Origin of the sequence: Streptomyces sp. DH24 (assembly GCF_029813775.1) — a bacterium.
Taxonomy (GTDB): domain Bacteria; phylum Actinomycetota; class Actinomycetes; order Streptomycetales; family Streptomycetaceae; genus Streptomyces.
Map to the genome: position 1 here is coordinate 38,752 of NZ_JARVKW010000041.1, position 18,716 is coordinate 57,467.

Genomic DNA, 18,716 nt, shown 5'->3' on the forward strand with positions numbered 1-18,716 from the left:
ACTCCCGAACCGACCAGGCGATTGAGTACACATGACCGCTGACGCAACACCCGCGCTGGTCGAGGAGACCGCCGGTCCGGCCGAGGCCGGGCCGGCGGCCCGCGGGCCACGGGCGTGCACCACCACCGCGTATCTGCGGTACGTGGCGGGCAAGGTGGCCGGAGCGGCCGTCTCCCTGCTCGCCGTCCTCGTCACCAGCTTCTTCCTGTTCCGGCTGATCCCGGGCGACCCGGTCAAGCACATGACCGGCGGCCGTCAGGTGTCGGCCGAGCAACTGGCCGCCTACCGCAAGGAGTTCGGGCTCGACCTGCCGCTGTGGCAGCAGTTCACCGACTACTGCGGCAAGGCGCTCACCGGCGATCTCGGCACGTCGTACCAGTTCCGGGCGCCGGTCATCGACAAGATCACCGAGGCGCTGCCGAACACGCTGCTGCTGACCGGCACCGCCTTCGTCCTGTACACGCTGCTCGGCATCTTCCTCGGCACGCGTTCGGCGTGGCGGCACGGCAGGACCGGCGACCGCGTCAACACCGGTCTGGCGCTGACGCTGTACTCCATCCCGTCGTTCTGGCTGGGACTGCTGCTGATCATCGTGCTGTCGGTGGGCATCGGCCCGCTCCCGGGGCTGTTCCCGACCGGCGGCATGGAGTCGGGCGGCGAGGAGGGCTTCGCCTACGTCCTGGACGTCGCGCACCATCTGGTCCTGCCCGTGCTGACGCTGGTGGCCGTCGAGTACGGGCAGACGCTGCTCGTGACGCGCTCGGCGCTGCTGGACGAGATGGGCAGCGACTATCTGACGACCGCGCGCGCCAAGGGGCTGCGCGACGACCAGGTGCGGCGCCGGCACGCGGTGCCCAACGCGCTGCTGCCGACCGTCACGCTGATCTTCATCAACCTCGGCCGGACCGTGGCGGGCGTCATCCTGGTGGAGACCGTGTTCTCCTGGCCGGGTCTGGGCGGGCTGTTCTACCAGGCGCTGAGCGTGCCCGATCTGCCGCTGGTGCAGGGCCTGTTCTTCGTGTTCGCCGCCGCGGTGATCGTGATGAACACGCTCGCCGACCTGATCTATCCGCTGCTCGACCCCCGGGTGGGCCGATGACGACCGAGACCTCAGCCACCGGAAAGGCCCCCGCGAGTCCGCGCGCGCTCGCCCGGCAGCGGCGCCGCGCCTCCGTGGCCCGCTTCTGGCGGCAGTACCGCACGCACCGGGCGGGCGTGGCCGGCCTGGTGGCGCTCGCGCTGTTCGCGCTGCTGGCGCTGGCCGCGCCGCTGCTGGTCGGCTCCGACGTGAGCAACGTGACCGACGCGCCGGGCAGCCCGTTGCAGAGCCCCAGCGGTGAATTCCCGCTCGGCACCGACCAGTTCGGCCGCGACCTGCTGGGCCTGGTGGTGTGGGGCTCGCGCGTCTCGCTGCTGGTGGGACTGCTCGCCGCCGTACTGTCGGTGGCGATCGGCACGCTGATCGGTGTCACGGCCGGCCACTTCCGCGGCTGGTACGCGACGGTGATGATGCGGATCACCGACTGGTTCCTCGTGATGCCGACGCTGGTCCTGGCGATCGCGCTGGCCACCGTGATGTCCCGTTCGCTGACCACGATCGTCGTGGCGATCGGCGTGACCACCTGGCCGACCACGGCCCGGCTGGTCCGCGCGCAGACGCTGGCGGTGGAGACCCGGCCGTACATCGAACGGGCGAAGGCGCTGGGCGGCGGCCACTGGCACATCATGTCCCGGCACGTGCTGCCGAACGTGATGCCGCTGGTGCTGGCCCAGACGACCCTGATCATCTCCTCGGCCATCCTCGCCGAGGCCACGCTCGCCTTCCTCGGCCTCGGCGACCCGACGGTCGTCTCCTGGGGCGGTCTGCTCCAGGACGCGCGGGAGGCGGGCGCGGTCAGTGCCGGTCACTGGTGGTACCTGGTGCCGCCGGGCATCGCCATCGCGGTGGTGGCGCTGGCGTTCACGCTGTGCGGCCGGGCCGTGGAGTCGGTCCTCAACCCGAGGCTGGGGGTGTCCCGTTGAGTCTGCTCGACGTCAGGGACCTGACGGTGACGTACGCCGGCGGGGCCGCGGCCGTGCGCGGTGTGAACCTGCGCCTGGACGCGGGCCAGAAGCTCGGCCTGGCCGGCGAGTCCGGCTGCGGCAAGTCCACGCTGGCGCTGGCCCTGCTGCGGCTGCTGCCGCCCGGGGCGCGGGCCACCGGGGAGATCCTGCTCGACGGCGAGGACGTGCTGGCCATGAAGTGGGGCCGGGTGCGCGCGGTCCGCTGGGCCGGGGCGTCCATCGTCTTCCAGGGCGCGATGCACTCCCTCAACGCCGTGCACCGCATCGGCGACCAGATCGCCGAGCCGATCCTGCTGCACCGCAAGGCCACCCCGGCCGGCGCGAAGCAGCGGACCGGCGAGCTGCTGGAGCAGGTCGGCCTGCCGGCGGCGCGGGCGAACGCCTACCCGCACGAGCTGTCCGGCGGTCAGCGCCAGCGCGTCATGATCGCGATGGCGCTGGCCTGCGACCCGCGGCTGGTGATCGCCGACGAGCCGACCACCGCGCTCGACGTGATGATCCAGGCGCAGATCCTCCGGCTGATCGAACAGCTCGTCGCCGAGCAGGACGTGGGCCTCGTCATGATCAGCCACGACCTGGCGGTCCTCGCGGACACCTGCGACCGGCTCGCCGTGATGTACGCGGGCCGGATCGTCGAGGAGGGCCCCGCCCAGCAGGTCTACGAGGACGCCCGGCACCCGTACGCCAAGGCGCTGTCGGCCGCGGTCCCGAGGATCGGCGACCCGGCCTCCCGGTTCGCGCCGCAGGGCCTCGCCGGTGATCCGCCCGACCCGGCGGCGCTGCCGTCCGGCTGCACGTTCCACCCGCGCTGCCCGGCGGCCCTCGACTCCTGCACGCGGGAGGACCAGGCGCTGCGGCCGGCCGGAGAGGACCGGCGGGCGGCCTGCGTCCACGTGACGGCGGACGGGCCCGCGGCACAGGGGCCCCTTGAGGAAGCGAGGCGCAGCACGCCATGACCACGTCCCCCGCGGTTCCCGAGACCTCCGAGGCCACCGGCGCTCCCCTGCTGAGCGCCCGGGACCTGCACATCACGTTCCCCGGCCGGCACGGCGCGGCCCGCGCCCGCGCGGTCGACGGCGTGGACCTCGACATCCGGCCCGGTGAGATCGTCGCCCTGGTCGGCGAGTCCGGCTGCGGCAAGACGACCCTCGCGCGCAGCCTGCTGGGCCTGGTCCGGCCGACGTCGGGCGAGGTCACCTTCGACGGCCGTCCGCTGGACTACGCGGGCCGGGCCCTGAAGGCGTACCGCAAGCGCGTGCAGTTGGTGCTGCAGGACCCGAGCGGCTCGCTCAACCCCCGGCACACGGTGTACGACGCGGTCGCCGAGGGGCTGCGCATCCACGGCTACGGCGGTAACGAGCAGGAGGCCGTGGCGCGGGCGCTGTCCCGGGCGGGGCTGCGTCCGCCGGAGCGGTTCTTCCTGCGCTATCCGCACGAGTTGTCCGGCGGGCAGCGGCAGCGCGTCGTCATCGCGGGCGCGCTCGTCCTGGAGCCCGAACTCCTCGTCGCCGACGAGCCGGTGGCCTCCCTGGACGCCTCGGTCCGGGGTGAGATCCTGGCCCTGCTGCTGCGGCTGCGCACCGAGCTGGGCCTGTCGGCGCTGGTCGTCACGCACGACCTGGGGCTGGCGTGGAACATCGCCGACCGGGTGGCCGTGATGTACCTGGGCCGGATCGTGGAGACCGGTGACGTGGAGCGGGTCCTGACGGCGCCCCGGCACCCGTACACGCGGGCTTTGCTGTCGGTGCTGCCGGAGGCGCCGGGCGACCCGGTCGTCCTCACCGGCGAACCCCCGGACCCGTCCCGCGTACCGGGCGGCTGCCGCTTCCACGTGCGCTGCCAGGTCCTGGCGAGCGGCGAGGCGGAACGCGCGGGGGTGGCGGACGCCTGCCGGGGCATCGACCCGGAGGTGCTCGCCGGGAGCGGGCCGGCTCAGGCGGCCTGCCACTGGGCCCGGGCGACGAAGACCTGAGCCCGGCCGGTCGACCGGCCGACGGGCCGGCCGGGGCGGCGGTTACGCCTCCGCCGCCCCCACCAGTTCCCGGCACCGCTTGACGTCCTCGGCCATCTGCTCCAGCAGCGCGTCGAGCGTGTCGAACTTCGCCTGGCCGCGCACGAACGCCAGGAAGTCCACGGCGACGTGCAGCCCGTACAGGTCGAGGCCGACGCGGTCGATGGCGTACGCCTCCACGGTGCGCTCGGTGCCGTCGAACTGGGGGTTGGTGCCGACGGAGATCGCCGCGGGCATCGCCTCGCCCTGGGCGTGCAGCCAGCCCGCGTAGACGCCGTCGGCCGGGATCGCGGTGTGCGGCAGGGTCTCGACGTTGGCGGTCGGGAAGCCGAGTTCGCGGCCCCGCTGCGCGCCCCGGACGACGACGCCCTCCACGCGGTGCGGCCGGCCCAGGATCTCCCCGGCGCCCTCGACGTCGCCCTCGGCGACCAGACGGCGGGTCAGCGTGGAGGAGAACGGCTCCCCGCCGCCCGCCTGGCCGGACACGTAGAGGTCGACGACCTCGACCTCGAAGTCGTAGATCCCGCCCTGCTCGGCGAGGAACTCGACGTTGCCCGCGGCCTTGTGTCCGAAGCGGAAGTTGGGGCCTTCCACGACCGCCTTGGCGTGCAGCTTGTCGACCAGGACCTTGACGACGAAGTCCGCCGGGGACAGTTTCGAGAACTCCGTCGTGAACGGCAGGATCAGCACGGCGTCGACGCCGAGTTCGCCCATCAGCTCGGCGCGGCGGTGGTGCGGGGCGAGCAGCGGCGGGTGGCTGCCGGGCCGGACGACCTCGCTGGGGTGCGGGTCGAAGGTGACGACGACGGCGGGCACGCCCAGTTCACGGGCGCGGTTCACGGCATGCCGGATGATCAGCTGGTGACCGCGGTGGACTCCGTCGTAGGAGCCGATGGTGACGACGCTGCGCCCCCAGTCGTGGGGGATGTCCTCCAAGCCACGCCAGCGCTGCACTGTGAATGCTCCTTGTCGCAAACTCGTCGAACCCGTGTCCGTGGTGCCTCGTACGCAGGTCTAAGGGTGCCATGCCGTGGCCGTCCGGCCCGCATCGGCATCGGGCTGTGACGGAGGGCACGCGCGGAGGGCTCAGGCGGGGACGCGTACGCCCGCCAGGTTCTCGATCGCGCGGCGGGTGCTGGGGCCGACCAGCGCCGGCCAGTCGCCGGGGGCGTCGGTCAGCCAGCCGGCCAGGCGGGCCGCGAAGCCGGGCACGTGCCTGCTCAGATCGGCCAGGGCCAGGTCGAGGCGGGTGGCGCCCCGCGGGGTGCGCGCCAGGCGCAGTGCGGTGCGGTGCACGAGGTCGCGCAGGTCCTCGCCGTCGTGCCCGGCGGCGGCGCGCAGCAGGGCGTCCAGGACGGCGGGCTCGTCCTCGCGGGCCAGCAGCGTCTCGCGCAGTTCGCGGCGCACGGGCCGGGAGGCGGGCGCGCCGGGGGCGCCGACGACCCCGGCGAGCGCGGCCCGCACCGGCTCCGGACCGTCGTCCAGCAGCGTGCCGACGAGCGGCAGCAGCACGGCCCGGACGGCGGGCCCCTGGTCGAGGCGCCGGTCGACGTGGGCGGCGACGTCCCCGGCGGTCTCGGGGCGCCGCTCGACGGTCTCCCGGACGAGGGCGGCGACCCGGCGTGCCAGGCCGGGCGTGGTGATGTCGGCGAGGGTGCGCAGCGCGGGTCCGGCGCCGGGCAGCCGCAGCCGGTCGCGGAAGGCGTCGAGGACGGGGTCGGGGTGGGTGACGAGGGCGCCGGCGAGGGCGCCCGGCGGGAACAGCGGGTCGCCGGCCGCGAAGTGCCGCAGCGCCTGCGGCAGGTGCCGGGCGCGGGTGTGCGGGTCCCGGACCAGGAGGGCGAGCGCGCCGCCGTGCAGGGCGTGGTCGGCGGGGCGGGCGAGCAGGGCGAGGGCGGCGTAGCGCAGCAGCATGCGGTCGGCCTCGGACGTCGCGTGCGGCGCGGCCCGCAGCCCGTGTGTGAGGGCCGCCGCCCGGCGCTCGGGGCGCTCGTCGTGGGCCCACCGGTCGACGGCCCGGCACACGGCCGAGGGTTCCTCCTGGGCGAGGACGGCGAGCAGTTCGGCGGCGCGGGGGTGCGCGCTGCCGGCGAGCGCCTCGGTCAGGTCGTCCAGCGCCCGGTGCCGGTGGGTGTGCAGCAGGGCCTGCGCGGCCGTGCCGACGGTCGCGTGCGGTGTGGCGGGCAGCGGACGCTCGTCGTCGAACCAGCGCACCAGGTGCGGCTGGACGGCGGCGGGCCGGGCGGCGAGCAGCCGCGCGGTGGCGTCGAGGAAGCGGGGTCCGGTCTCGTCCGGCGGGCCGTCGGCGCGCACCAGGGCGCGCAGCAGCTCGCAGCGGACGCCCTCGGGCAGGGGCAGCGCCATCCAGAAGGCGGGCCCGAACTCTTCCGGCACCGGCCGTCCTTCCCGCTCCCGCCGGGCCACGAGCCGGTCGGCGAGCAGCCGCAGCGACCTCGCGCAGGGCGCCGCGTCGGTCAGCCGGGGCAGCACCTCGGCGAGCAGCCGGGTGGCCCACCAGGACTCCGGGTCGGTGTCCAGCGCGAGCACCAACTCCTCCAGCCGCGCGGCCAGTCGGTCCGGCCCGTACTGGCGGGACAGCAGGAGCAGGGCCTGGACGACGGGTCCGATGCGGTGGTGCGGTACGGGCAGCGGGTGGGCGGCGCCCGGGGTGCGGCGGCGGTGCACCAGGACGCGCAGGGCCTCGTCCAGGTCGAGGTGCGTGCCCTGGAGCCAGTCGGCGAGCTCCTCGTGCGCGAAGCGGTACCCGGAGCCGGCGGGCACGAGGAGGCCCTCGGCGAGTACGGCGGACGCCCAGCCGGTGCCGCCGCCCAGCCGGGCCGGCGCGGGTCCCCACGGGAACACCGCCTCGAACGCCGCCCGGTCCAGCGCGCCCTGCCCGGGGCCGAGGCTGCGCCGGGCGGCCTCGTGCACCTGCCCGGCGACCTTCGCGGCGAGCCTGCGCACGGCGGTGCCGCGCAGCCCGTTCTGGGCGGCGAGCCGGACGGCGACGCGCAGGCACATCAGATCGAGGTGGGCTGCGAAGACGTCGTACCGGTCGACCCGCTGCCCGCCCCCGCCGGGCAGCGCGGCCCGCACCTCGGACAGCAGCCGCAGGGTGAGGGGATGGCACGCGTCCCGGTCACCGAGCGCGCCGTCGGGAATCCCGTAACATCTCCGGGCCCGCCGGGCCTCGGCCGCGTCCAGGTCGCCGAGGGGCACACAGGCGGGCAGGCCGGCGCGGGCCGCGGGCCCGGCGGCGGGCGCCCGGGTCTCCTCGCCCCCGCTCGTCGCGCCGTACAGCAGATCCCCCGGCAGGGCGGCCCCGGCCACCTCCCAGTACTCGGCCCGGCACGCCACCACCAGGCGGGCGCCCGTGCGGCGGAGCCAGTCGGCCGTGCCGGTCGTCCAGTCGGACAGGCGGTGGGACAGGACCGGCGGCATCTCCTCGGGGCTGTCCAGCAGGAGCAGCAGGGGGCGGCCGGCCTCGTGGGCGAGCCGGGCGAGGCGGTCCGGGGTGGTGTCACCCAGGTCGGCGGGCGGGGTGGTGCGGGACGCGGCGACGATGCGGGCGGCGCGGTCCAGGGCCCGGCGGGCGGCGTCGGCGACCGAGGTGTCGTCGTCGTGGAGGTCCGCGCCGCGCAGCCACAGCGTGGGCGCGGGTGCGGGCCCCCGGCCGCGGCGGGCGGCGAGCGCGGCGAGTTCGGTGGTACGTCCGCTGCCGGGCGGCCCGACGAGGGCGAGGACGGCGGCGGGGCCGGCCTCGAAGGCGGCGAACTCCGCGGCGGACGCGGCCCGTTCGACCGGCACGACGGCACCGGGGCCGCGCGGCGCGGGCGGCGGGCCGTCCTGGCCGACCGAGGTGGCCGTGAGTGCCAGTACCCCGGCGAGGTTGAGGTCGGCGCCGTACGCGGGCACGGTCGCGGCGTTCTCGGCGAGCAGCGCGGCGAGCGGCCCCTCGGCGGCGGGGGCGCCCTCCTGGGGCCGCAGCGGCGCCGCGAAGCCGACGTCGCGGTGGGCGGAGCCGAGCGCGGTGCCGAGCACACCGAGCACGGCACCGGTCGCCGCGTCGAGCACCGGTCCCCCGGACGCCCCGCCGCCGGTGCGCAGCGCGTCGCACCCGGCCGTGCCGATGGCCAACTCCACGGCGCCTTCCAGGAGATGACGCCGGCCGGCGGCGGCGTAGGTGGCCGGGGCGGCGCCGAGCACCCGCGCCTCGCGCCAGCCTCCGGCGGCGATCCGTACGTACGCGCCGGGCTCGATCCGGTCCCGCACGGTCACGGGCAGCGGCTCGGCGCCGAGGCCTTCGGTGCGGACGAGGGCGAGGTCGAGATGGGGCAGCGGCGTCACGGCGTCCGCGGTCACCGCGCACCGGCGGCCCCCGGCGTCGGTCACCACGAGGCGGGCGGCGCCGTCGACGGCCTCGTGGCTGGTGACGACGGTCCCGTGGTGGTCGGCGGCGAACCCGGTGCCCCGCAACCGGCCGACGGAATCGTGCAGACGGACGAGCGCGCAGTCGCGCGGCCCGCGGGGCGCCTCGCCGTACGGGCCCTGGGGCGCCTGACCGTCCATGCCGCCGGGCGCCTCGCCGTACGTGTCGCGGGTCGCCTCGCCGTACATACCGCCGGGCGCCTCGCCGTACGTACCGCGGGGCGCGTCCTCCCCGTCGTGCGAGCCGCGCTCCGCCGTCATCGCCGTACCTCCCCGCCGTGCCCGCTCCGACGGTAGGCGCGCGATGATCAGCGGGACAGCCGGGCCGGGGAACGCGCCCCCTTCCGCTCCCCCGGTTCGCTCCGAGCGCCCGTCCGGACGGGTGAATAGAGCGGGGCGGCAGGACGCACGCTAAGGGTGGGGGAACCGAGGGGGGACCGTGGAGCGGCGGCAGTGGAGGTCCCGTGGCCGCCGCTCCACGGGCGGGGCGAGCCGTGCGGGGTGCCGGGCAGACCCGCCCCGCCGGACCCGCCCGTGGCGCCGTCAGCCGAAGACGGCCAGGCTCTTGGCCTTGCCGCGCTGCGCCTCGACCAGCGCCAGGAAGCGGCCGTCCGGGTCGAAGACGGCCACCGGGCCGGAGTCCGCGTACTCCTCGGGCATGTCGAGCCGCACGCCGTTGAGCAGCAGCTTCGCCCGCCGCCCGTCGACGTCCCAGCGGGGGAACGCCGCGGACGCGGCCTCGGCGACCGGCATCACCGTGAGCTCCTGCTGGAGCTGGTCCAGGGTGCGCGCGGTGTCCAGCCGGTACGGTCCGACGCGGGTGCGGCGCAGGGCGGTGAGATGGCCGCCGACGCCGAGGCCGGCGCCCAGGTCGCGGGCGAGGGCCCGGATGTACGTGCCGGACGAGCAGACCACGGAGACGACGAGGTCGAGCACCTGGGTGCCGTCCTCGGCGACGGCCTCCCGGACGTCGTACACGTCGAAGGACGACACGGTGACCGGCCGGGCCGGGATGTCGAACTCCTCGCCCTCCCGGGCCCGCTTGTAGGACCGCACGCCGTTGATCTTGATGGCGCTGACCTTGGACGGCACCTGCATGATGTGGCCGGTCAGCTTGGCGATCCCGGCGTCGACGGCGTCCCGGGTGATGCCGGTCGCGTCGGTCGAGGCGGTGATGTCGCCCTCGGCGTCGTCCGTGACGGTCGTCTGGCCGAGGCGGATGGTGCCCAGGTACTCCTTCTCGGTCAGCGCGAGGTGACCGAGGAGCTTCGTCGCCCTCTCGACGCCGAGGACGAGGACGCCCGTCGCCATCGGGTCGAGGGTGCCGGCGTGCCCGACGCGCCGCGTCTTCGCGATGCCCCGCATCTTGGCGACGACGTCGTGCGAAGTGAAGCCCGACGGCTTGTCGACGATGACGAGTCCGTCGGGCGTGGTGTGCTTGGCGGTCATTCGGCGGCGTCGTCCGTCTCGTCGTCCTCTTCGCCCGGCTTGCGGTACGGGTCCGCGTCACCGGCGTACTTGGCGCCCGTGGCCGCCTCGCGCACCTTCTCGTCGGACTGGCGTGCCTTGTTGAGGAGGTCCTCGATGGTCCGGGCGGTGTCCGGGAGGGCGTCCATGACGAAGGTCAGCGTGGGCGTGAACTTCACGCCGGCGGCCCGGCCGACCTCGGAGCGCAGGATGCCCTTGGCGCTCTCCAGGCCGGCGGCCGCCGCCTGCCGCTCCTCGTCGTCCCCGTACACCGTGTAGAAGACGGTCGCCTCCCGCAGGTCACCCGTGACCCGGGTGTCCGTGATGGTGACGTGCGAGCCGAGCCGCGGGTCCTTGATCCCGCGCTGCAGCTTCTGGGCCACCACCTCTCGGATGAGGTCCGCCAGCCTTTTAGCCCGCGCGTTGTCGGCCACTGGTCCGTCTCCCGTTCTTTCTCTTCTGCGTTCTTGGGTCAGTCGTCTTCGCCGTGGAAGCGCCGTCGTACGGACAGCAGTTCCACCTCAGGGCGGCCGGCGACCAGCCGTTCGCACCGGTCCAGTACGTCGGTGAGATGCCCCGCGTCGGCGGACACCATCGCGAGGCCGATACCGGCCCTGCGGTGGAGGTCCAGATGGTCGACCTCGGCGGCGCTCACGGAGTACTTCCGCTGGAGCTCGGCGACGATCGGGCGGACGACGGAGCGCTTCTCCTTCAGCGACCGTACGTCGCCGAGGAGGAGGTCGAAGGACAACGTCCCCACATACATGTGTGTAGCCGGTTCACCCGCCGGTACGGGATCGATGGCCCCGCCATCCGTGTGGCAGGGACATCAGAACCGTACAACGAACGGCCGGGGCCGATCGACGGAAATTACTCTCCGTCGACCGGCCCCGGACCGGACCGTCTCGGAAACCGAGCGCTTACGCGCGCGGCTTCTCGCGCATCTCGTACGTCGCGATGACGTCGTCGACCTTGATGTCGTTGAAGTTTCCGAGGTTGATACCGCCCTCGAAGCCTTCGCGGATCTCGGTGACGTCGTCCTTGAAGCGACGCAGACCCTCGATGTTGAGGTTCTCCGCGATGACCTTGCCGTCGCGGATGAGGCGCGCCTTGGTGTTGCGCTTGACCTCGCCGGAGCGGATGAGAACACCCGCGATGTTGCCCAGCTTGGACGAGCGGAAGACCTCGCGGATCTCCGCCGTACCGAGCTCGACCTCTTCGTACTCCGGCTTGAGCATGCCCTTGAGGGCCGCCTCGATCTCCTCGATCGCCTGGTAGATGACCGAGTAGTACCGGACGTCCACGCCCTCGCGCTCGGCCATCTGCGCCGCACGGCCTGCCGCGCGGACGTTGAAGCCGATCACGATGGCGTCGGAGCCCATCGCCAGGTCGATGTCGGACTCCGTGACCGCACCGACGCCGCGGTGCAGGACGCGGATGTCGACCTCTTCGCCGACGTCCAGCTGGAGCAGGGAGGACTCGAGGGCCTCGACGGAACCGGAAGCGTCACCCTTGATGATCAGGTTCAGCTGCTGGACCTCGCCGGCCTTCAGGACCTTGTCCAGGTCCTCCAGCGACACACGGCGCGTGCGCTTCGCGAAGGCCGCGTTGCGCTCGCGGGCCGCACGCTTCTCCGCGATCTGGCGGGCCGTACGGTCCTCCTCGACCACGATGAAGTTGTCGCCGGCGCCCGGGACGTTGGTCAGGCCGAGGACCTGGACCGGCGTCGACGGGCCCGCTTCGGCCACGTTGTTGCCGTTGTCGTCGAGCATGGCGCGCACGCGGCCGTAGGCGTCGCCCACCACCATCGTGTCGCCGACCCGCAGCGTGCCTCGCTGGACGAGGACGGTGGCCACGGCACCGCGACCGCGGTCCAGACGGGACTCGATCGAGATGCCCTGCGCGTCCTGGTTCGGGTTGGCCCGCAGGTCGAGCGAGGCGTCGGCCGTGAGGATCACGGCCTCCAGCAGGGAGTCGATGTGCAGACCCTGCTTGGCGGAGATGTCGACGAACATGGTGTCGCCGCCGTACTCCTCGGCCACCAGGCCGTACTCGGTCAGCTGACCGCGCACCTTGGTCGGGTCGGCACCCTCGACGTCGATCTTGTTGACCGCGACGACGATCGGCACGTCGGCCGCCTTGGCGTGGTTGAGCGCCTCGACCGTCTGCGGCATGACGCCGTCGTTGGCCGCGACGACCAGGATCGCGATGTCGGTCGACTTCGCACCACGGGCACGCATGGCGGTGAACGCCTCGTGACCCGGGGTGTCGATGAAGGTGATCTTGCGCTCTTCGTCGTTGACCTCGGTCGCGACCTGGTAGGCACCGATGTGCTGGGTGATGCCGCCGGCCTCGCCCGCGATGACGTTCGTCTTGCGGATGGCGTCGAGCAGGCGGGTCTTGCCGTGGTCGACGTGACCCATGACGGTGACCACCGGCGGACGGACGACCAGGTCCTCCTCGGAGCCCTCGTCCTCACCGAACTCGATGTCGAACGACTCCAGGAGCTCGCGGTCCTCCTCCTCCGGGCTGACGATCTGAACCGTGTAGTTCATCTCGTCGGCCAGGAGCTGCAGCGTCTCGTCGGAGACGGACTGCGTGGCCGTGACCATCTCGCCCAGGTTCATCATGACCGCGACGAGCGACGCCGGGTTGGCGTTGATCTTCTCCGCGAAGTCGGTGAGCGACGCACCGCGCGACAGGCGAATGGTCTCGCCGTTGCCGCGAGGCAGCATCACGCCGCCGACCGACGGGGCCTGCATGGCCTCGTACTCCTGGCGCCTCTGCCGCTTCGACTTGCGACCGCGACGCGCGGGACCGCCGGGACGACCGAAGGCGCCCTGCGTGCCACCACGGCCACCGGGACCGCCGGGACGACCGCCGAAGCCGGGACGGCCACCGCCGCCGCCGAAGCCGCCGCCACCACCGGGACGACCGGCGAAACCGCCGCCGCCACCGCCGGGACGACCGCCACCGCCGGGACCGGCGGGACGACCGGCGAAGCCGCCGCCGCCTCCGGGACGACCGGCGCCGCCGGGACGACCCGCACCGCCGCCGGGACCGCGACCGCCACCGGGGCCGGGACGCGGACCCGCAGCGGGACGCGGCGGCATCATGCCGGGGTTGGGACGCGGCCCACCGGGGCCGGGACGCGGGCCGCCGCCCTGCGGACGCGGCATCGAGCCCGGGGACGGACGCTGACCGCCCGGACCCTGGGGACGAGGACCGCCGCCCTGGCCGCCGGGGGCCTGCGGACGGGGACCGGCGCCGGGGGCACCGGGGCCGCCGGGGCGCGGGCCGCCCTGCGGACGGGGCGCCTGCGGGCGCGCCATGCCGGTGGAGCCACCGGACGTGAAGGGGTTGTTGCCCGGACGGGGACCCGCCGGACGAGCACCCGGACGCGGCGCGGAGGCGCCGGGACGGGAACCCTGACCACCGGGACGGCCGCCCTGGCCGCCCTGCTGACCCTGACCGGCGGCCGGACGGCCACCGGGCTTGGGGGCGCCGGGGCGCGTGTTCGGCTTCGGAGCGGCCGGGGCCGACGGCGGAGCGGTGAACTCGGGCGCGGCCGGAGCGGCCGGGGCCGGGCGCGGCGCGGGCTTGGGACCCGGCGTCGGACGCGGACCGGGAGCCGGCGCGGGGGAGGACGGGGCAGCGGGCTGCTGCGCCGTCGGGGCCTTGGGCGCGGCCGGCGGCTTGGGAGCAGCCGGACGCTCCCCCACCGGCTTGGCGCCGTTGGAGGGGCCAGCCTGCGCCGGGGACGGCGCGGCGGGCCTGGGGGCAGCCTTCTTCGGGGCGGGCTTGCCGGCGGACTTGCCGTTGCCACCGCCCTGGAAGGCGTCAGTCAATTTGCGTACAACCGGTGCTTCGATGGTCGAAGACGCCGAACGGACGAATTCACCGAGTTCCTGGAGCTTGGCCATGACGACCTTGCTCTCGACACCGAACTCCTTGGCGAGTTCGTAGACCCGGACCTTAGCCACTTCGCTCCTTTGAGGTCCGGGTTGCGTCCGGACCGTCGCTAGTTCATGGGCGTACTCATCGCGTACTCATCGAGTGCTCATCGCAATCTCGACCTGCTTTCGACTCGCGAGGTACCAGACCGCACGGGGTTCCGTGCGGCACGTCTTACGTGCATGTTGCCTGTTCAGCAAGCTCAGAGCTGCTGACCGCAACCTTGTGCCTGCTCGACGTAGTGGCGCAACGCCATTACATCGAGCGGCCCCGGGACGCGAAACGCCCGCGGGAACGCCCGGCGGCGCACCGCCTGGTCGATACAGAGCGGGGCGGGGTGCACATACGCACCCCGGCCGGGCAGCGTACCGCGAGGATCGGGGACGCATGCGCCCTCGACCGCCACGATCCGCAGCAGTTCGGTCTTGGCCGCTCGCTCCCGGCACCCCACACAGGTGCGCTCAGGGCATGCTCGGGCTCGCGTCCGGCCAGACACTGCTAAGTCTACCTCCCCGCACCGACCTCACCCGGTTGGGGCAAAAATCGAACGGTTGTTGTCGTAATCCAAGCTGCCTGCGGCTTGGATCTATTCCCCGGGCTGTTCTCCCGGCTGCTGTGCGGGCTGCTCGGTGTCCGGCCGGATGTCGATCCGCCAGCCGGTCAGACGGGCGGCGAGGCGGGCGTTCTGCCCCTCCTTGCCGATCGCCAGCGACAGCTGGTAGTCCGGCACGGTCACCCGGGCCGACCGGGACGCCATGTCGACGATCTCGACCTTGGACACGCGGGCGGGCGACAGGGCGTTCGCCACCATCTCCGCCGGGTCGTCCGACCAGTCCACGATGTCGATCTTCTCGCCGTTCAGCTCACCCATCACGTTGCGCACCCGGCCGCCCATGGGGCCGATGCAGGCACCCTTGGCGTTCAGGCCCGAACGGGTGGAACGGACGGCGATCTTGGTGCGGTGGCCGGCCTCGCGGGCGATCGCGGAGATCTCGACGGACCCGTCGGCGATCTCCGGCACCTCCAGCGCGAACAGCTTCTTCACCAGGTTCGGGTGCGTGCGCGACAGGGTCACGGACGGGCCGCGGACGCCCTTGGCCACCCGGACGACGTACGAACGCAGTCGCAGGCCGTGCGGGTAGGTCTCGCCCGGCACCTGTTCCTGCACCGGCAGGATGGCTTCGAGCTTGCCGATGTCCACCAGCACGTTCTTCGGGTCGCGGCCCTGCTGGACCACGCCCGTGACGATGTCGCCCTCACGGCCGGCGTACTCGCCGAGCGTCGCGTCGTCCTCGGCGTCGCGCAGGCGCTGCAGGATGACCTGCTTGGCCGTGGTGGCGGCGATACGGCCGAAACCCGACGGGGTGTCGTCGAACTCGCGGGGCGCCTGCCCCTCCTCGATGTCCTCGGGGTCCTCCTTCGCCCACACGGTCACATGCCCGGTCTCCCGGTTGAGCTCCACGCGCGCGTGTCGGCGGCTTCCCTCGGTGCGGTGGTAGGCGATGAGGAGGGCGGACTCGATCGCTTCGACCAGCAGGTCGAAGGAGATCTCCTTCTCCCGTACCAAGCCCCGCAGGGCACTCATGTCGATGTCCACGGCTACGCCTCCTCCTCTTCCTTCATGTCCTTCTTGTCCTTGCGGTTGAACTCGACCTGCACGCGGGCCCTGTCGATGTCGGCGAAGGCGAGCCGGCGGCTGGTGGCCTTGCGGCCCTTCACGCCGGGCACTTCGACGTCGAGGCCGTCGTCGTCCACGTCGAGGATGCGGGCGACGAGTTCGCCGCCCTCGTGGAGCTGGAACTTCACCAGGCGGTCCGTGGCGCGGACATAGTGGCGGTGCTCGGTGAGGGCGCGCTCGGCGCCCGGGGTGCCGACCTCGAGGGTGTACTCCCCCTCGCCCATCGCGTCCGTCTCGTCGAGCTTCGCCGAGAGCGCGCGGCTCACATCGGCGATCCGGTCGAGATCCGCTCCGGTGTCGGAGTCGACGACGACGCGCAGCACACGCTTGCGGCCGACGGAGTCCACGGCGATCTCTTCGAGATCGAGGCCCTGGGAGCTGACAAGCGGTTCCAGAAGTTCTCGCAGCCTCTCGCTCTGGGTGGTGCTCATCCGGGTGACTCCTCGGCCGCGTGTGCTGTTGTGGGATGGTCGCGTGTCTGACAAAGGGTATCCGGTCCCAGGGGGTGTTGCCGTCCACCCCGTGGTGTGACCGGTGCCGTTGGGTGATGACGCACGGGTGCGCGGGTACCGTGATCACGGCGTGCCATACCGCCCCCGATTCCGTACGAGCCCGAGGACGTCCGCCGTGCCGCTGTCCCCACCGTCGCGCATGCCCTCCGGGCCGCGCAGAAGGAGTCTGCTCGCCTCGGCCGCCGGGGCCGTACTGCTCGCCGGCTGCTCCGACTCCCCCGGTACGGACGGGCGTCGGGCGTCGGCCGCGGAGCGCGTCCGCGTGCGCGCGGCGCGGGACAGCCGGCGGCTGGCCGAGCACTACGACGCCGTGATCGCGGCGCATCCGGGGCTGGCCGAGCGGCTGACGCCGTTGCGGGGCGAGGTCGTGCGGCATGCGCGGGCGTTCGAGGCGGGTGAGGGGCCGGGCCGGGATGCGTCCGGCGATTCGTCCGGGGATTCGGTGGGTGAGGCGGCCGGTTCGGGGCGGGCCGGGGGCGATTCGGGAGTGAGGACCGGCGGGAAGGCGGGCAGCGAGGCCTCCGGCCGGCCCCCGGGATCGCCGTCGGTGTCGCCGTCCGCGTCCGGTGCGCCCGGCGTCGTCGTGCCCGGCGACGAGAAGGACGCCCTGGCCGGGCTCGCCGCCGCCGAGCGCGTGCTCGCCGAGCGGCGCTCGGGCGCGCTGCTCGACGCGCCGGGCGAACTGGCGCGGCTGCTCGCCTCCGTGGCGGCTGCCGGGGCCGCGCACGTGTACCTGCTGACGGAGGGTGACGGGTGAGCAAGCTGCGGGACGGGGACGACGGCGGGGACAGGGACGGGAAGGCGGAGGCTCTCCGGGCGCTCCAGGCGGCTCTCGCCGCCGAGCACGCCGCCGTGTACGGCTACGGCGTCGTCGGCGGCCGCGTCCGCGAGGAGCGGCGCGGGGAGGCGCGGGCGGCGTACGACGCGCACCGGGCGCGACGGGACGCGCTGGCCCGCGAGGTGCGGGACCTGGGCGGCGAGCCCGTCGCGGCGGCCGCCGGGTACGCGCTGCCGTTCGCGGTGCCGGACTCGGCCGCGGCCGTACGGCTGGCCGCCGACCTGGAGGACCGGGTGGCCGGCGTGTACTCCGATCTGGTGCGGTCGGCCGAGGGCGAGCGGCGGGCGGCGGCGGCCGGGGCGCTGCGGGAGGCCGCGGTGCGTGCGGTGCGGTGGCGCGGCGAGAGCGTAGCCTTCCCTGGGCTCGCCGAACGGTCGGCCACCGCGTCGGGGGCGCCGTCGACACCGTCCGCGTCGGCGTCGGCGTCGGCGTCGGCGGGGTAGGCGTCGGCGGGGTGGGCCTCGCCGGTCACCGGCTGTGGTGGTCGCTGGTCGTGGTGGCCGCGTCGTGGTGGTCGCCGGTCGTGGTGGTCGCGGCGTCGGCGCAACGAGGAAGGGAACGGCTCGCGCATGGCTTTCGAAGCGCCGCCGCGTCTGGTCAGGGCGCTCGGTGAGACGGCACCGGACGGTGACGACTGGTTGGAGCAGCTGTCCGGGCTGGCGCAACGGGCCGTCGCCGTACGTGAGTTGACCGTGGAGCGGGTGCAGGTGCCCGGGGGGCGCAGCAGTCTGGTGGTGCTGGTGCGGCGGGCGGACGGTTCGCCCGCGGTGCTGAAGCTGGCGCCGTGGCGGGCGCGGCCGGAGAGTGAGCGGGCGGCGTTGGCGCGTTGGGGTGGGCTGGGGGCCGTTCAGCTGCTGGAGGAGTCCTCGGGCGACGGGGCGTTGCTGCTGGAGCGGTTGCATCCGGACGTGTCGGTGCGGTCGTTGCCGGAGGCGAAGGCGTTGCTGGAGGCGGCGGGGGCGTTGCGGCGGCTGTGGGTGGAGCCGCCTGCGGGGCATGCCTTCGAGACCGTCGCGGAGCGGACCGGGCGGCAGGCCGAGGCGATGCGGGCGAGCGCCGAGCGGGACCCCGAGGTGGCGCCGCTGGTAGAGGTGGCGTTGGCTGCGCGGGCGGAGTTGCTGGTGGCTCCGCCGGAGGAGCGGTTGCTGCACGGGACGTTCCGGCAGAGCAAGGTGCTGGCCGGGGATCGGGTGCCGTGGTTGGCGGTGGGGCCGGATCCGGTGGTGGGGGAGAGCGCGTTCGACCTGGCGCGGCTGGTGCGGGACCGGGTGGAGGACCTGATCGCGCAGCCGTCGGGGGCGGCGACGACGCGGCGGCGGGTGAAGCGGCTGGCGGAGTCGCTGGAGGTGGACCAGGAGCGGCTGCGGGGCTGGACGCTGTTCCGCGCGGTGGAATCGGGCGTGCGGGCGCGGCGGGTGGGCCGACGACAGGACGCGGAACTGTTGCTGGAGTTCGCGGGCTGGTTGTAGGGCGGAGGGCTGGTTGAGGGCGGGGCTGGTGCGCGGGGTGCCTGACGGCGGCTCGCGCCGGGGGGAGGGTGCGCGGGGTGCCTGCGGCAGGCTGCGGGGCAGTGTGGGCGGGGTGCCTGCGGCGGCCTGTGCGGGTTCGGTGGGTGGCGTGTGTAGCGCCGTCGCGTTGTGGGTGGGTCGGGGCCGCGCCGGGGGGTGTCCGTCCTCGGAACGGCGCGGAATCGGTCACTTGAAAACGCCCTGGCGTTGACGCGCCAACCGCTGCGGGCGGACACCCCCCGACACGTCCCCTTCC

The 18,716-nt window shown here is 74.1% G+C and carries 16 protein-coding genes; 7 read left to right on the top strand and 9 right to left on the bottom strand.

The annotated features are described in order from the left end of the window. The first annotated feature begins 31 nt into the window (after nucleotides 1-31). Genes QC282_RS26470 through QC282_RS26485 form a run of 4 tightly spaced genes read left to right on the top strand, consistent with a single transcriptional unit; the run spans nucleotide 32 to nucleotide 4,036 of the window. The gene (locus QC282_RS26470) at nucleotides 32-1,099 is read left to right on the top strand and encodes an ABC transporter permease (RefSeq protein ID WP_279552078.1); all 1,068 of its coding nucleotides are present in this window, start codon (nucleotides 32-34) and stop codon (nucleotides 1,097-1,099) included. Further along, nucleotides 1,096-2,022, top strand: a complete 927-nt coding sequence (locus QC282_RS26475) for an ABC transporter permease (protein ID WP_279552079.1) — start codon at nucleotides 1,096-1,098, stop codon at nucleotides 2,020-2,022. Before QC282_RS26470 ends, QC282_RS26475 begins: the two co-directional genes overlap by 4 nt. Continuing rightward, nucleotides 2,019-3,020 (top strand): ABC transporter ATP-binding protein, encoded by a 1,002-nt coding sequence (locus QC282_RS26480; RefSeq protein WP_279552080.1) that lies wholly within the window; start codon nucleotides 2,019-2,021, stop codon nucleotides 3,018-3,020. Before QC282_RS26475 ends, QC282_RS26480 begins: the two co-directional genes overlap by 4 nt. Then, nucleotides 3,017-4,036, top strand: coding sequence for an ABC transporter ATP-binding protein (locus QC282_RS26485; protein WP_279552081.1), 1,020 nt, complete (start codon nucleotides 3,017-3,019; stop codon nucleotides 4,034-4,036). Before QC282_RS26480 ends, QC282_RS26485 begins: the two co-directional genes overlap by 4 nt. 42 nt (nucleotides 4,037-4,078) lie before the next feature. Here QC282_RS26485 and QC282_RS26490 read toward each other — a convergent pair whose 3' ends face one another. The 9 genes from QC282_RS26490 to rimP all read right to left on the bottom strand — a co-directional run bounded on the left by QC282_RS26490 (nucleotide 4,079) and on the right by rimP (nucleotide 16,033). Continuing rightward, a complete protein-coding gene (locus tag QC282_RS26490) occupies nucleotides 4,079-5,029 on the bottom strand; it encodes a bifunctional riboflavin kinase/FAD synthetase (RefSeq protein WP_279552082.1) in 951 nt (316 codons plus the stop codon). A 132-nt stretch (nucleotides 5,030-5,161) separates the two neighbouring features. Next, the gene (locus QC282_RS26495; protein ID WP_279552094.1) at nucleotides 5,162-8,644 is read right to left on the bottom strand and encodes a serine protease; all 3,483 of its coding nucleotides are present in this window, start codon (nucleotides 8,642-8,644) and stop codon (nucleotides 5,162-5,164) included. Nucleotides 8,645-9,046: 402 nt separating this feature from the next. Beyond that, on the bottom strand, nucleotides 9,047-9,952 hold the full coding sequence (gene truB, locus QC282_RS26500; RefSeq protein WP_279552083.1) for a tRNA pseudouridine(55) synthase TruB: 906 nt from the start codon (nucleotides 9,950-9,952) through the stop codon (nucleotides 9,047-9,049). After that, nucleotides 9,949-10,404, bottom strand: a complete 456-nt coding sequence (gene rbfA / locus QC282_RS26505) for a 30S ribosome-binding factor RbfA (protein WP_279552084.1) — start codon at nucleotides 10,402-10,404, stop codon at nucleotides 9,949-9,951. Before rbfA ends, truB begins: the two co-directional genes overlap by 4 nt. 38 nt (nucleotides 10,405-10,442) lie before the next feature. Then, nucleotides 10,443-10,736 carry a DUF503 domain-containing protein gene (locus QC282_RS26510; RefSeq protein ID WP_279552085.1) on the bottom strand — a complete coding sequence of 98 codons (294 nt, stop codon included), beginning with the start codon at nucleotides 10,734-10,736 and terminating at the stop codon, nucleotides 10,443-10,445. Nucleotides 10,737-10,890: 154 nt separating this feature from the next. Next, complete coding sequence (infB, locus tag QC282_RS26515; protein ID WP_279552086.1) at nucleotides 10,891-13,953, bottom strand: translation initiation factor IF-2; 3,063 nt, start codon at nucleotides 13,951-13,953, stop codon at nucleotides 10,891-10,893. Nucleotides 13,954-14,126: 173 nt separating this feature from the next. Next, nucleotides 14,127-14,420: a YlxR family protein gene (locus QC282_RS26520; RefSeq protein ID WP_279552087.1), complete on the bottom strand. Its 294-nt coding sequence runs from the start codon at nucleotides 14,418-14,420 to the stop codon at nucleotides 14,127-14,129. A gap of 90 nt (nucleotides 14,421-14,510) precedes the next feature. Beyond that, entirely contained in the window at nucleotides 14,511-15,521 is a 1,011-nt protein-coding gene (gene nusA, locus QC282_RS26525; RefSeq protein WP_279552088.1) for a transcription termination factor NusA, read from the bottom strand. 2 nt (nucleotides 15,522-15,523) lie between these two features. Then, the gene (rimP, locus tag QC282_RS26530; RefSeq protein ID WP_279552089.1) at nucleotides 15,524-16,033 is read right to left on the bottom strand and encodes a ribosome maturation factor RimP; all 510 of its coding nucleotides are present in this window, start codon (nucleotides 16,031-16,033) and stop codon (nucleotides 15,524-15,526) included. A 196-nt stretch (nucleotides 16,034-16,229) separates the two neighbouring features. Between rimP and QC282_RS26535 the strand changes: the two genes are divergently transcribed. From QC282_RS26535 to QC282_RS26545, 3 genes are all read left to right on the top strand, one after another. Beyond that, complete coding sequence (locus QC282_RS26535) at nucleotides 16,230-16,871, top strand: hypothetical protein (RefSeq protein ID WP_279552090.1); 642 nt, start codon at nucleotides 16,230-16,232, stop codon at nucleotides 16,869-16,871. Between the two features lie 5 nt (nucleotides 16,872-16,876). Continuing rightward, the gene (locus QC282_RS26540; protein ID WP_279552095.1) at nucleotides 16,877-17,395 is read left to right on the top strand and encodes a ferritin-like domain-containing protein; all 519 of its coding nucleotides are present in this window, start codon (nucleotides 16,877-16,879) and stop codon (nucleotides 17,393-17,395) included. Between the two features lie 126 nt (nucleotides 17,396-17,521). Further along, on the top strand, nucleotides 17,522-18,421 hold the full coding sequence (locus QC282_RS26545; protein WP_279552091.1) for an aminoglycoside phosphotransferase family protein: 900 nt from the start codon (nucleotides 17,522-17,524) through the stop codon (nucleotides 18,419-18,421). Nucleotides 18,422-18,716: the final 295 nt, after the last annotated feature.